The sequence below is a fragment of the Shinella yambaruensis genome (assembly GCF_022899355.1).
Classification (GTDB): Bacteria; Pseudomonadota; Alphaproteobacteria; order Rhizobiales; family Rhizobiaceae; genus Shinella; species Shinella yambaruensis.
Genome location: NZ_JALJCK010000005.1, coordinates 60,169 through 73,464, shown reverse-complemented (window position 1 = coordinate 73,464; position 13,296 = coordinate 60,169). Strand labels below are relative to the sequence as shown.

The 13,296-nt window shown below is 63.5% G+C and carries 11 protein-coding genes; 8 read left to right on the top strand and 3 right to left on the bottom strand.

Features of this window, described 5'->3' with window-relative positions; genetic code table 11:
- Window positions 1-9: 9 nt before the first annotated feature.
- Genes MUU56_RS12880 through MUU56_RS12870 form a run of 3 tightly spaced genes read right to left on the bottom strand, consistent with a single transcriptional unit; the run spans window position 10 to window position 3,369 of the window.
- Window positions 10-1,002 (bottom strand): NAD(P)-dependent oxidoreductase, encoded by a 993-nt coding sequence (locus tag MUU56_RS12880; protein ID WP_244767700.1) that lies wholly within the window; start codon window positions 1,000-1,002, stop codon window positions 10-12.
- 33 nt (window positions 1,003-1,035) lie between these two features.
- Window positions 1,036-2,205: a mandelate racemase/muconate lactonizing enzyme family protein gene (locus MUU56_RS12875; protein WP_244767699.1), complete on the bottom strand. Its 1,170-nt coding sequence runs from the start codon at window positions 2,203-2,205 to the stop codon at window positions 1,036-1,038.
- A 42-nt stretch (window positions 2,206-2,247) separates the two neighbouring features.
- Entirely contained in the window at window positions 2,248-3,369 is a 1,122-nt protein-coding gene (locus MUU56_RS12870) for a mandelate racemase/muconate lactonizing enzyme family protein (RefSeq protein WP_244767698.1), read from the bottom strand.
- Between the two features lie 430 nt (window positions 3,370-3,799).
- Between MUU56_RS12870 and MUU56_RS12865 the strand changes: the two genes are divergently transcribed.
- From MUU56_RS12865 to MUU56_RS12830, 8 genes are all read left to right on the top strand, one after another.
- Window positions 3,800-4,891, top strand: a complete 1,092-nt coding sequence (locus MUU56_RS12865) for an ABC transporter substrate-binding protein (RefSeq protein WP_244767697.1) — start codon at window positions 3,800-3,802, stop codon at window positions 4,889-4,891.
- A gap of 172 nt (window positions 4,892-5,063) precedes the next feature.
- Window positions 5,064-6,734: an ABC transporter permease gene (locus MUU56_RS12860; RefSeq protein WP_244767696.1), complete on the top strand. Its 1,671-nt coding sequence runs from the start codon at window positions 5,064-5,066 to the stop codon at window positions 6,732-6,734.
- On the top strand, window positions 6,727-7,815 hold the full coding sequence (locus MUU56_RS12855) for an ABC transporter ATP-binding protein (RefSeq protein WP_244767695.1): 1,089 nt from the start codon (window positions 6,727-6,729) through the stop codon (window positions 7,813-7,815). Before MUU56_RS12860 ends, MUU56_RS12855 begins: the two co-directional genes overlap by 8 nt.
- A gap of 33 nt (window positions 7,816-7,848) precedes the next feature.
- A complete protein-coding gene (locus tag MUU56_RS12850; protein WP_244767694.1) occupies window positions 7,849-9,108 on the top strand; it encodes a CaiB/BaiF CoA transferase family protein in 1,260 nt (419 codons plus the stop codon).
- A gap of 709 nt (window positions 9,109-9,817) precedes the next feature.
- Window positions 9,818-9,985 carry a hypothetical protein gene (locus MUU56_RS32830; protein WP_317633312.1) on the top strand — a complete coding sequence of 56 codons (168 nt, stop codon included), beginning with the start codon at window positions 9,818-9,820 and terminating at the stop codon, window positions 9,983-9,985.
- Between the two features lie 342 nt (window positions 9,986-10,327).
- A complete protein-coding gene (locus tag MUU56_RS12840; protein ID WP_263194237.1) occupies window positions 10,328-11,239 on the top strand; it encodes an NAD(P)-dependent oxidoreductase in 912 nt (303 codons plus the stop codon).
- Window positions 11,240-11,273: 34 nt separating this feature from the next.
- On the top strand, window positions 11,274-12,140 hold the full coding sequence (locus tag MUU56_RS12835) for a sugar phosphate isomerase/epimerase family protein (protein WP_244767692.1): 867 nt from the start codon (window positions 11,274-11,276) through the stop codon (window positions 12,138-12,140).
- 153 nt (window positions 12,141-12,293) lie between these two features.
- A complete protein-coding gene (locus tag MUU56_RS12830) occupies window positions 12,294-13,295 on the top strand; it encodes a Gfo/Idh/MocA family protein (RefSeq protein WP_244767691.1) in 1,002 nt (333 codons plus the stop codon).
- The last annotated feature ends 1 nt before the right edge of the window (window position 13,296 follow it).

Below are 13,296 nucleotides of genomic sequence, written 5' to 3'. Positions count from 1 at the left end.
TGTACGGTTTTATAAAATCCGCGTCCGGACAGGGCGCCCGGCGCGATGATCCTCGATATTGGCCACCACGAATGCCGCCTTGGCCCGGATCACATCGAGGCCGCCGCCGCCCACATGGGGCGTCACAATCACGTTGGGCAGCGACAGGAGGGGCAGGGACGCCGGCGGCGGCTCGGCGGCAAGGACATCGAGCGCGGCAAAGCCGAGCCGCCCTTCGGCAAGGGCGCGCGTCAGCGCGTCCTCGTCGACGACGGCGCCGCGCGCGGTGTTGATGAGAATCCCCTCCGGACCGAGCCGGTTCAGGAGGTCTTCCGTCACCATGCCCCGGGTCTGGGGGGTGAGCGGGCAGTGAAGGCTCACGATCGAGGCCTCGTCGAACAGCCTCTCGACATGCGGCGTATGGCGCAGCGATCCGAATTCGCAGGCGGAACTGTCGAATGCGTCCGCGGCAAGGTCGACCTCGCGCCGCGTGTGCACCAGGACATGGGCGCCGAGCGTTCTCAGCCGCCATGCTGTCGCCCGGCCTATGCCGCCGTAGCCGACGACGCCCACGGTGCTTCCCGCCAGCTGGCGGATCCGGCCTCGATATTTCCAGCGCGGCCATGCCCGTTCGTGGCGCACGCCGTGATCGAGATCGGGAATGCGCTTGAGGGCCGCGAGGATCAGCGCGATGGCGTGTTCGGCGACGGCGCTGTCGCTTCCGACCGTGCATACGGCCAGTGCGATGCCCCGCGCGGCGCAGGCCGCCGTATCGATGTCATCGGAACCGACGCCGAACTTCTGGATCATCCGCAGGCGGGTGGCGCGCTCGAAAAGCGCCTTGTCGAGCTTCTCGCCATAGACGATCAGGTAATCGAAGAGGGGAGCGCTTTCATGGAAGCGGCCGCTTCCGGCCGCCCCGTCGCTCGAAACCAGCGTCCATGTTTGCGGCGTCGCCGCGGCGATGATGGCCTGGACCTCCGGATTGTGCGGCATCAACAGGCCGACTGTGATCCCGCTCATCGTGCACGGCTCCGGAACGGCGGCATCCTTGCGTCACGCGGCGTCATACCAAGCCTCCGCGTCCGAGGGACGGATATTGGTGAGCTTGCCGGAAAAATGGCGCAGCGCATGCGGCTGGTAAGGGAACTTTCTCGCCTCGTCGAGATCGAGGTTCAGACCGAGCCCGGGCCGGTCCGACAGTTCGAGGCAGCCGTCCCGGAACGTGCAGCCCTCGTCGGCGATGCGGCGGCGCCAGGGCACGTCCGTCACCATGATCTCCAGGGAGCCCATCGCGTCCCAGGCCATCGCCATGTGCATGGATGCGGCATGGCAGACGGGGCCGTTGGGATTGTGCGGGACCATCGGCAGGCTGAGGCTGTCGGCCAGTCCGTTGACGAGCACCATCTCGCTGAACCCGCCGATATGGACGATATCGGGCTGCAGGACGTCGACGGCCCGCGCCTGCACGAGACTGGCGACGTCGAACCGTGAGTAGCATCGTTCGCCGGCGGCAATCGGAACATTGACCGCTCGGCGCACCTCGGCCATCTCGAACGGCCGGCCGGGCGGTATCGGCTCCTCGAACCAGCTGACCCTGAAGTCCTCCAGCGCGCGGCCGATCTCGATCGCGGTATTGACGTTGAAACGGCCATGCCCCTCGATCATCAGGTCGATATCCGGCCCGACGGCGGCGCGAACCGCAGCGACATATTCCATCGAGGCGTTGATATCCCCACGGTTCATCGTCTGGTAGGCCTTGCCGAAAGGGTCCCACTTGAGGGCGCGGAAGCCGCGATCGACGATCGAGACGGCCTTTGCGGCAAACTCGGCCGGTGTTTTCGCGCCGACATACCAGCCGTTCGCATAGACGGGGATGCGGTTTCTGACGCGCCCGCCGAGAAGGGCATAGAGCGGGACGTCGAGCGCTCGCGCCTTCGCATCCCATATGGCGATATCGAGTGCGCTAAGGGCAGCCGACATGACCGGTCCCGTCAGCCAGTAGCTTTCCCGTTGCAGGTTTGCCTGGATGACCGCGGCGTCGAGGACCGAGTGTCCGATGAGCCGTTCGCTCCACAGGGCGATGATGGCGGCGACAGCCGTTTCCGTGCCGATCAGCGTCGATTCTCCATAGCCGCGCGTGCCATCCTCCAGCGTCACGACGACGAAAACCCAGTTGGTGCGGAAATTATCGACGGTGATCGAAGATATGTCTTTGATTTTCATGTTTTCTCTTCCCTGAAAAACGCAGCGCCGACGTTTGATACGCTATGACCAGGGGTCAACCTGGAAGTGCGACACGGCATCCTCGTCGAAATCGAAGCCGAGACCCGGCTGCTGTGGCAGGTCGACGTTTCCGCCGTGCAGATGCAGGCGCCTGTCGAAAAGCTTTCCGACCGGCACGATGGAATCGTCCGGGAAATATTCGAGGAACAGGGCGTTTTGTGTGGAGGCGACAAGATGCGCGTGAATGTCCTGAAGCGAATGCGGGGCGATCGCGACGCCCGAACTTGCCGCCGTCGCGGCGATCCTGCGGAACTCGGTGACGCCGCCGCAAACCGCCACGTCGGGCTGGAGAACGGTGATGCGCGCGCGCTCCATCAGTTCCCGGTGCCCCCAGCGTCCGGCGACCAGCTCTCCGGTCGCGATAGATACGGGCAAGGCCGCAGCCAGCCGGGCGTGATTGTCGTTGTCGTCCGGACCGAACGGCTCCTCGATGAGAAACGGACGATAGTCGAGCATGGGCCTCAACGCCTCGAGCGCCGATGCGAGGTTGTTCCATGCATTGTTGGCGTCGAGCAGCAGCAGCCCGTCGTCGCCGAGGGCGGCGCGTGCCGCGGCGACCCGCGCGAGGTCGACCGAGGGGGAAGCCGCGCCGATCTTGATCTTTATGGCCTTGAACCCCGCCGCCACATAGCCTGCGACCTCGTCGCCAAGATCCTGGGGGGTCTTGCCTTCCGCATAATAGCCGCCGCTCGCATAGGTCGGGATCGTGCCCTTCGACACTGCGCCGAGATAACGCCAGAGTGGGAGGCCGCTTTTCCTCGCGTTCCGGTCCCAAAGGGCGATGTCCACCGCGCTCAGCGCCCGCATCACCGCGCCGGTCCGCCCGTTGAGAAGGGAGTCCTGGTACATGGCCTGCCACAGGCCTTCCGTGCGGTGCGGATCCTCGCCGGCCAGGAGGGGGCTGAACAGTTCCCTGACCGCCGTCGTGGCCAGCCCTCCATAGCGCGTGCCGCCATGGCAGATGCCGATGCCGATGCTGCCATCCGTGCACCGCACCCGCACGAGAGTATACCAGCGCTTCTCGATGCGGCGTGTCGACAACTGGACCGGCTTGGCAAGCGGCAGATTGACGGTACAGGCTTCGATCGCCGCTATCACGCTCATGTCAGTCTCTCCTCCTCCTTGTCACGAGCCCGGCCGCTGGGGCCTGCAAGCGGATCGTGAGGTGATGGGACCTAACAAGACGCGTGATTGTGCTTCAAATTAAATATTTATGGCGCGGTCATAACGCCAGGGTATGGCCGCGCCTGTCCCGGCTCCGCTCCCTCGATCCTGCGGCGGGCGGCGCTATCCTGCGAGAGGTCATAACGCCTAGCTATGACCGCGCCGCGATTATCGCATTTGCTGCCTATTTGCTCATCCCATACGGTCATCCGGTGGCGAAGCGACCGTGCCGGATTGCCCGTCTGTGTTTGTGTCTTCTGCGAACTGAAGGCACGATGCGCGCAGAAGACGGACGTATGCGGAGGGACGCCGTTCAAAGCACAGGCAGGTCGCTCGGTCCGGCACATAGAACATTTTCTGGGAGGAATATATGAAGTGGTATTCGGCAATGATCGCGACGGGTCTGGCTCTCATGCCGGCCTCCGCGTTTTCGGCATTTCCCGACTATTATCCGCCGGACTATCAGGCCATCGTCGATGCGGCGACCGCCGAGGGCAAGGTCGTCCTCTACGCGCCGCTGAGCACGACGACGCTGCGTCCGCTCATCGAGGGCTTCCAGGCGGAGTATCCGGGTATTACGGTGGAGCTCAACGACCTCAACACCGTGGTCATTTACAATCGCTTCATCAGCGAGGCCGCCGGCGGGGCGCAATCGGCGGATGTGCTCTGGAGCTCGGCGCTGGATCTCCAGGCCAAGCTCGTCACGGACGGCCACTCGCTGGATTATGCGTCTCCCGAAAGCGCGCATCTTCCCGACTGGGCCGTCTGGCAGGGCAAGGGCGCATACGGGACGACATTCGAACCGATGATCTTCGCCTACAACAAGGATGCGCTGAAGCCTGAGCAGGTGCCGCAGACGCATGCCGACATCGCCCGGCTGATCACCGAGAACCTCGATACGTTCAGCGGGCGCATCGCCTCCTACAATATCGAGACGGCCGGCCTCGGCTTTTTCGCCATCACGCAGGACAGCAAGATCTTTCCCGAATTCTGGACGCTCGCAAGGGCGCTCGGCGCGGCGTCCTCCCGGTTCTATTCCAGCACCGGCGAAATGATCGAGAGCATCGCGTCGGGCGAGAACGTGTTCGGCTACAATCAGCCGAGCCATGCGTCATCCTACGGCCGCGATAATCCGAGCCTCGGCATCGTCTTCCCGCAGGATTATCTCGTCATCGCGTCCCGAATGGCCTTCGTCACCGCCAAGGCGCAGAATCCCAATGCCGGAAAGCTCTTCCTCGACTACATGCTCTCGCAGCGCGGTCAGCAGATCATCGACGGGATGGGATTCCACTCGCTCCGCGACGACGTGACCGGACCGATGACCCGGGAAGACCTGACCAAGACCTATGGCGACCGGCTGAAGCCGCCGGTCATGGGTCCGGGATTGCTGGAATTTCTCGACCAGGACAAGCGGCTCGAATTCCTCAACACCTGGAAGAGCTCGCTGAGCGCGGGCCAGTGAGGATTCGGCGCGCCGCATGAGACCTCACATTCATGCGGATGGAACCAGTCCCGTCCCGGTATCGCCGGAACGGGACCTCGGCGATGTGCCGACCGCTGGCGTTCGGAACGCCGCTTTCAAGACGCGCGCAGGGCAAAAGGTCTTCGGTGCAATACAAACAGGAAAATTTTTCATGGTAATGAACCCATCGCGGGCGGTGGTCATCCTGGTGACGGCAGGCGCTGTCTGTCTGCCCCTTGGAATTCTCTTCTACCAGAGTGTTCTGTCCGGCCCGTTCTTCCATGCGGATTCGCATTTCACGCTCGACGCCTTCGGCTTCGTCCTGAGGGATCCGGAGTTCTGGGTTGCCTTGCGGAACTCGCTGCTCGTGGCGACGGGCATGCTGGTGGTGGCCCTGCCGCTGGGCGCCTTGCTGGCGCTCCTCGTCGCTCGCACCGACATACCGGGACGCGGCGTTCTGGAGCCGCTCATCCTCGTGCCTATTCTCGTGTCCCCCGTGGTTCTCGCGCTCGGCTACGTCGTCGCGGCCGGCCCGGTGGGCTTTTACACCGTCTGGTCGAAGCAGCTCTTCGGCGTCGCGCCCTGGAACATCTATTCGCCGGTCGCCATTGCCGTGATCGGCGGGCTGAGCCATGTTCCCTACGTCTTCCTGTATGTCTCGACCGCCCTCAAGGGCGTGGGCTCGGATGTCGAGGAGGCCGCGCGGACCACCGGCGCCGGCCCGTTGCGGGTCGCCCTCGACGTCAACCTGCCTCTCGTGGCGCCGGCCCTGATGTTCAGCGCGGTGCTGGTCTTCTTTGCCGGCGTGGAGATGTTCGGCCTCGCCCTCGTTCTGGGCAACTCGAACAATTTCAGCATGCTCGCGGTCTATCTCTATAAGCTGACCACCCGCCTCGGCGTCCCCGCCTATCACCTCATGGCGACGGTCGCCGTGCTGATCGTCCTCCTGACCTTCCCGCTGGTGATGCTGCAGCGGCATTATCTTAAGGTGGCGGACAAGTTCGTGACGGTGCGGGGCAAGGCGGCGCGCCAGAGGCCGCTCACGCTTGGCGCCTGGCGTTATCCCGCCCTGATGCTGGCGCTCGCCTGGCTTGCCGTGACCGTCATCGTGCCGATCTCCGGCATCACGCTGCGCGCATTCGTCACGTATTGGGGGCCGAACGTCAATCTCTTCGACGTGCTGACGCTGGACCAGTTCCGCTTCGTCTTCAGCGAGCCCGTGCTGGTTCGCGGCATTCGCAACAGCGTGCTCATTGGCGTGGTCGGCGGCGGCCTTGCCGTCGCTTGTTATGCAGCGATCGCCTTTGCCGCGCACCGGCGCAATGACGAGTGGACCCATCTAATGGATTATCTGATCCTGGTTCCGCGCGCCATTCCGGGGCTTCTGGCCGGCCTCGCCTTCCTGTGGGTGTTCCTATTCATCAGCCCCCTGGCACCGCTTCGCGCGACGCTTTTCAGCATCTGGCTGGCCTATACGGTGGTCTGGCTTCCCTATGGTGCGCGTCTGGTTTCGAGTTCGCTGGTCCAGGTCGGCAAGGAGTTGGAGGAGGCGGCGGTCAGCATCGGCGCGACCCGCCGGCGGGCGATGTTCGACGTGACCCTGCCCCTCATCCGTGTGGGGCTGCTGACGAGCTGGCTTCTCGTGTTCCTGATGTTCGAACGGGAATACTCGACCGGCGTCTATCTGCTCACATCCGGCACCGAGGTGATCGGCGCTCTTCTTGTCACGCTTTCGGAGACGGGCTCGATGAACCAGGTGGCGGCGCTCGCCGTCATCAATCTCGTCCTGATCGGCATCGGCGTGATTACTGCATTCCGTTTTGGAGTTCGCTTGCATGGGTAATCTGGTTATCACAGATCTTCACGTCAGCTTCGGCGCATTCAAGATATTGAAGGGCGTCTCGCTTGAGGTGGGGCGCGGCGAGGTCGTGGTCCTGCTCGGTCCTTCGGGAAGCGGCAAGACTACGCTGCTGCGGGCGATCGCCGGCCTTGAAGCCCCGCAGCTCGGCTCCATCCGGATCGACGAGAAAGTCCTGTTCCAGGGCGATCGCCGGCTCGATGTTCCCGCGGAGAAACGCGACCTCGGCCTGGTTTTCCAGTCTTATGCCCTCTGGCCGCATCGCAGTGTGTTCGACAATGTCGCCTACGGTCTGAAGCTGCGCGGGGTGGACAAGCTGGAGATAGCGACGCGCACTCATGACGCGCTCAAGGAACTCGGCCTTTCCGGCCTTGCCGAACGTTTCCCGCACCAGCTTTCCGGCGGCCAGCAGCAGCGGGTCGCGATCGCGCGCGCGCTCGTTTACAAGCCGCCGGTTCTCCTCCTCGACGAGCCGCTGTCCAACCTCGACGCCAAGCTCAGGGACGAAGCCAAGGCGTGGCTGCGCAGCCTGATCGTCGATCTGCAGCTGTCGGCGGTCATGGTGACCCACGACCAGGCGGAGGCCATGGCGCTCGCCGACCGGATCATCCTGCTGTCCGACGGGAACGTGGTGCAGGAGGATACGCCGGTCGGCATATACAACAATCCCGCCAACATCTTTTCCGCGGAGTTCTTCGGCACGAACAACCGGATCCTCGGTACGGTCGTCGAAATCCTGGAAGGCGGGCGCACCCGTATTCGCTGCGAGGCCTCCGATATCGAGCTGGTCGGCGAGACGCGCGGAAATTACCGTGTCGGAAGTGCCGTCGTGGCGGTCGTCCGCGCCGAACGCATTCAGGTCGCCGGCGCCGGTAGCGGCCCCAACCGGTTCCCGCTTCCCCTCGCTCATTCCATGTTCGGCGGCAGCCGGTGGGAGCATTTCTTCCGGTTCGGACCCTCGCTGCTGCGTGTCTACGGCGAACGGCAGATTTCCGGCGACGATCACTGGCTGGAAATACAGCCGGAACACCTCTGGATCTTTGATGCCCCCGAGGCCGCTAGCTAGGCGGGTGCGGTCGCCCGGACCAACGAAGAGACCATGACGCAAGACATACTGCGCAGACAGAAGGAAATGAAAATGTCGGACCAATCTCAGTCCCCGACAGACGCCGATGCGACGACGGTGGATTTGCCACTCTCGGGCATCAGGGTTCTGGAGTTTTGTCATACGATCATGGGGCCGTCCTGCGGACTGGTCCTGGCTGACCTCGGGGCCGAAGTCATCAAGGTCGAGCCTGCGCCCCTGGGAGACCGGACGCGAAACCTGAAAGGGTTCGTCGCGGGCACCTTCGCCTATTTCAACAGGAACAAGAAATCCATCGGCATCGATCTCAAGTCGGAAGAGGGGCGTGCTTTCGCGCACGCGATGATCCGCGATGCCGATGTCCTTGTCGAGAACTATGCTCCGGGCACGGCCGAGCGCATCGGACTGGGCTATGAGGAGGTCTCGAAACTGAATCCCCGCCTGATCTACTGCACGCTCAAGGGCTTCCTGCCCGGCCCCTACGAGACCCGCCCCGCTCTCGACGAGGTTGTCCAGTACATGGCCGGCCTGGCCTATATGACCGGCGAGCCCGGAAAACCCATGCGTGCGGGCGCTTCGATCGTCGATATCCTCGGTGGCGTCTTCGGCGCAATGGCCATTCTCACCGCCCTCAGGCAACGCGACAGGACCGGTCTCGGCGCGAAGGTCGGAAGCGCCCTGTTCGAAACCGCCGCGTTCCTGGTGGGCCAGCATATGGCGGGCGAGGCGGCGACCGGCATACCGGCCAAGCCCATGCCCGTGCGCGGCCGATCGTGGGCCATCTACGAGACGTTTCGCACTGGAGACGATGAAATCGTCTTTGTCGGCATAACAAGCGACCGGCATTGGGCGGCATTCTGCAAGGCGTTCGGCCAGGAGGCGCTTCTCACCGATCCCCGTTATACGACAAATGAAAAGCGCCTTACCGAGCACGGGGCGTTGCAGGCCATCATCGCGGGGATCGCCGCCGGATACAGCCGGCAGGCCTTCATGGACATTCTGGTCGCCAATGCCATTCCCGCCGCACCGGTTGCCACGCCCGGCGACCTCTTCGAAGATCCGCACCTGAACGCCAACAACTGGCTGGTGGAGACTAGCCTGGTGCGCGGCGGCACTGCGAAGCTTCCTAGATTGCCGATGTTCATCGATGAGCTGGCGTTGGGCATACGCATGCAGCCGCCGGCTCTCGGAGAGCACACGCATGAACTTGCAACGCGTCATGGTCTCAGTGACGAGGATGTCAAGAGGCTGCTTGGGGCGCAAATACTCGCATAGCCGAGGGACGGAAGGGCGGTCGATCCTCGGAAAGCATGCTTTGTCACCGTCCACAGCAGGAGTTCTGAAGATCGAGGACTCTGAACTGGTAGCGCTCATCGAGGACATCCAATACGAATTGCCCCGTTAACTTGTGGAGTACCGCCTGAGCAGGCGATATCCCTATCCGTCCTTACTGTGGGCGCTCACTGACCTGCTGATCGCCGTGATGCTGAAATGGCACCGTCCCGTGCGGTTCCTGATGGCGGAACGCCACGGCTCTGTGCCGCGGGCGACCCTCGTTACGCGGGCCGTCTGCCTCGCCATGGACGAAGGGGCAGGAGCGGCCATTGAAAAATTGCTCGAGGAAGATGCCATGCCGGCTTCGGCGCACGGCATCGTCTCCCGCCGGGAGTGTGACGCGGCTCTTCGAGCGGCCCTACGAAACGTCTTTTTGTCGGTGGCTGGCAGCACCAAAGCCGACCGGTCTATGCCTATATCATCAGAGCGTCGCAGGATCCGATGCGCGGCCCGGCGACGGGCTGTCCGACTTCGGGGCCATGGTGCTGATGACCGTCGCCTATTTCCAGCCGACCACCCGCGGCGACACGTCGAAGAATTTCGGGAAGGAGGTCAGCCGTGACACGATCGCTAGCCTTTGCAACGCCAACGTTCTCGTCTCCGGCCCGCGCAGCCCGACGCCGGGCGCTCCCGACGAAGCATCTTCCTGTTGGCCTTCTCCCTGCAGACGCTGGGCAGCCTGCCCGACATTGAGACGCTGGAAGACGCGGGCTTGCTGAGCCGCAAGGGTGTGGAGGAAGCCTTGGCGGTGGCCGAGAGCGAGGAAGAATGGACCGTGATCAGGGGTGCAGCAGGCTTTCACATCGCGCGCCTTTAGGAGCGCATCGGTTCAGGGAGCCTGTCGATGTTTTAACGAAGCAGTGCCGGAAATGTCTTCAGAACGCATAATCACCTCTTCATTCCGCTGTCGTGAGAATGATGGGTTTGCCCATCTCTACCGCATCAGAGAAACATCAGAATGGTCCGATTGCCTCTTTGGGAAATTCGTTGGCCTTGCGGGTGCTCGGTAGATGGAGCGGTTGCGCGCCAAGTCAAGGAGCGCGGAAAGCATAGAGCATCATATGATGTTGATCGATTTAAAACAGAAACATCATATGATGTTGACTTGAGGTAATATTGTATGTAGTGATGTCGATAGATCGCATCAGAAGATGCCATCATGCGACGGGAGGAGGTCGGGATGAAGAAAGTCGGCGTGATCGGTCTTGGCGACATGGGAAGTGGTCTTGCGCGCAACCTTGTCAAAGCCGGCTTTGAAACCGCAGGGTTCGACCTTAGGGAAGATCGGCTGGCAGCACTGTCGGAGATGGGCGGCAGGCCTGCGGCCAGTCCCGCGACGGTGGCGAAGACATCGGACGCCGTCTTCGTAATGGTCCTCAACGGTCAGCAGGCGAAGGACGTGGTGTTCGGCGCGGATGGCCTCGTCAGCGGTTTCAAACCGGGATCGACCGTAATCCTCACCGCGACCATCAAGCCGTCCGAGGCGCGGGAGATCGCCGACGGTCTCAAGAAGCACGACATCCACCTCATCGATGCACCGGTCAGCGGCGGCTATCCGGGCGCGCAGGCCGGCACGTTGACGATGATGGCCGCGGGCGCGCCGGAGGTGCTGGACGTGCATCAGCCCATTCTGGAAGCGGTGGGCGAAAAGATCTTCCGGGTCGGCGCGAACGCGGGCGATGGGCAGACGGTCAAGGCATGCCTGCAGGCGCTGATCGGTTCGATCTTCACGGCGACCTTCGAGGCCGCGGTGCTCGGCGCGAAATCCGGCATTTCCGGCCAGGTCCTCTACGACGTATTCAGCGCTTCGGGGGCGGGCAACAACATCACCCGCAACGCCTACGGCAAGATCCTCGACCGGGCTTTCGTCGGCACGGGCAGCCATATCGGCACGATGTACAAGGACCTGACGATCACCATGGATCATGCCCGGGAGTTCGGCGTGCCGATGTTCACCACGGCCGCCGCCATGCAGCTCTTCCAGTCGGGCATCACCCGCTTTCCCGGCGAAGACAACTGGGCCGTGACGAAGATCCTCGAGGAGATCGTCGGCGCGACGGTAACCCGCTAGCCAACAGACGAAAGACACCGGAGCAAACATCACCATGGCCAAACTGGGCGTTATCACCGACGGCATCAGCCGGGATCCCGAATATGCGTTGCGGGTCGCTGCGGAGGCGGGGCTCGACTATGCGGAGTTCCAATATGTCTGGGACAAGGAGATCGGCGATCTCGACGCCGGCGAAATCCGGCGGCTGAAGGAACTGGTGGAGCGGAACGGCCTCAAGGTGTCGTGCATCTCGCGGCACATCTTTTCCGGCAACGTGACCATGGCGACCAAGACCAGCGATCCGGTCTATCAGCAGAATCTCGACGCGCTGAAGCGCTGCATCGCAACGGCGAAGGAGCTTGGCTCGCCGCTGGTGCGCATCTTCAGCGGCCGCAAGGAGACGATCCTGTTCGGGCGCAACGGCGCCGACCATTGGAACGTCGCCAAAGGCGCCTGGGACGCCTTGCGCCCGCTGATCGAGCCGGCCGTGCGCCTGGCGGAGGAGGAACGTGTGATGCTGGTCGTCGAGACCGGCAACGGCACGATGATCAACTCCTGCTGGACGGCGCGAAAACTGCTCGACGAGATCAACAGCGATTATCTCAAGGTGCTGTGGGATCCGGCCAACAATTGCTGGGCGCATGAGCGCGCCTATCCGGACGGCTACGAGCTTATCCGCGGCAAGTATCTCGGCCATATCCATATCAAGGATATTTTTGTGGATACGCCCAAGGCCACGCTCGAAGTGCGTAACATCGGCGAAGGCCTTCTGGCCGACCAGTTCTGGCCGATGGCCAAGGCGCTGAAGGCGGACGGCTATGACGGCGTGATCTCCTACGAAAGCGTCTACCGCCCGGACGGCGGCACGTTCGAGGATGGTTTTCACGCGGCCATCGGGCGGTTCAAGACGATTTTCGGCTGATGGCGCGCTACGCTGAAAAGCTGTCGCAGGATGCAAATACTGTCCGGGGCTCCGCAGGAGGGGGCCGCGGACGGCGACCGGGTTTCGGGGAGGAGGCTCGATGAGAACAGCATGCGCCCATCTTTGCGGCGGCCTCGGCGAGGAGGTCGCGTCATGATGCGTATCGCCCTTTTCGGCGCGGGACGGATCGGCGAGGTTCACGCGCGCAACATCGCGGCGAACCTGCGGTGCAGGCTCGCCTTCGTCGTCGATCCCGATGCGGATGCGGCGGCGCGGCTCGCCGATCGTTATGGCGGACGGCCTGTGGCGGCCGACACTGCGATGGCCGCCGGCCAGGCCGATGCTTTCATCGTCGCGAGCAGCACGAACACCCACGCCGCGCTCCTCAATGCGCTCGCGCCGCTGGGAAAGCCGATCCTCTGCGAAAAACCCGTCAGCCTCGATTTCGCCGAGGCGGAGGCCTGCGCGCAAAGGCTGGACGCCGCGGACGCGCGCTGCATGATGGGATTTCACCGGCGCTACGATCCGGGTTTTGCGGAGGTCCGCAGGAGGGTGCAGTCGGGAGAGGCCGGCAGGATCTTCCAGCTGTGCATCGCCTCGCGCTCCTGGGCGCCGCCGCCGCCCGACTATATCCGGCAGTCCGGCGGCCTGTTCCGGGATCAGACAATCCATGATTTCGACGTGGCCCGGTTCCTTCTCGGCGAGCCGATCGCCAGCGTCTACGCCGTCGGCGGCTGCATGATCGACGAGCGGATCGGGGCGCTTGGCGATATCGATTCGGCCATGGTGACGCTTACCGCGGCGTCCGGCGCGCTGGTGTGCATCTGCAACGGGCGCTTCGCCGCCTTCGGCTACGACCAGCGGGTGGAGGTGTTCGGGACGAAGGCGACCTATCTCGTGGGGAACGTTTCCGCCGACACTGTCGCTTGCGGTACGGCGGACGGCTGGCTTTCGGCCCGGCCCAAGGCGACCTTCGCCGAGCGTTACCGCGAGGCGTACGAGCGCGAACTCGACCGCTTCGTCGACTTCGCCGAGGGCGACGAAGCGGACATCGCCACGCACCATGACGGACTGGCGGCGCAGGCGCTTGCCGAAGCCGCCCTGAATTCATTGCAGACGCGCACGCCCGTGGAGGTTTTCGCCAGAGCGGGGTGAC

Excerpts from the sequence above, each read along its gene's own strand:
- MUU56_RS12850 (WP_244767694.1), top strand. The coding sequence starts at position 7,849 with ATGACGCAAGACATACTGCGCAGACAGAAGGAAATGAAAATGTCGGAC.
- MUU56_RS12860 (WP_244767696.1), top strand. The coding sequence starts at position 5,064 with ATGGTAATGAACCCATCGCGGGCGGTGGTCATCCTGGTGACGGCAGGC.
- MUU56_RS12835 (WP_244767692.1), top strand. The coding sequence starts at position 11,274 with ATGGCCAAACTGGGCGTTATCACCGACGGCATCAGCCGGGATCCCGAA.
- MUU56_RS12875 (WP_244767699.1), bottom strand. The coding sequence starts at position 2,205 with ATGAAAATCAAAGACATATCTTCGATCACCGTCGATAATTTCCGCACC.
- MUU56_RS12830 (WP_244767691.1), top strand. The coding sequence starts at position 12,294 with ATGATGCGTATCGCCCTTTTCGGCGCGGGACGGATCGGCGAGGTTCAC.
- MUU56_RS12870 (WP_244767698.1), bottom strand. The coding sequence starts at position 3,369 with ATGAGCGTGATAGCGGCGATCGAAGCCTGTACCGTCAATCTGCCGCTT.
- MUU56_RS12840 (WP_263194237.1), top strand. The coding sequence starts at position 10,328 with ATGCGACGGGAGGAGGTCGGGATGAAGAAAGTCGGCGTGATCGGTCTT.
- MUU56_RS12855 (WP_244767695.1), top strand. The coding sequence starts at position 6,727 with ATGGGTAATCTGGTTATCACAGATCTTCACGTCAGCTTCGGCGCATTC.
- MUU56_RS12865 (WP_244767697.1), top strand. The coding sequence starts at position 3,800 with ATGAAGTGGTATTCGGCAATGATCGCGACGGGTCTGGCTCTCATGCCG.
- MUU56_RS12880 (WP_244767700.1), bottom strand. The coding sequence starts at position 1,002 with ATGAGCGGGATCACAGTCGGCCTGTTGATGCCGCACAATCCGGAGGTC.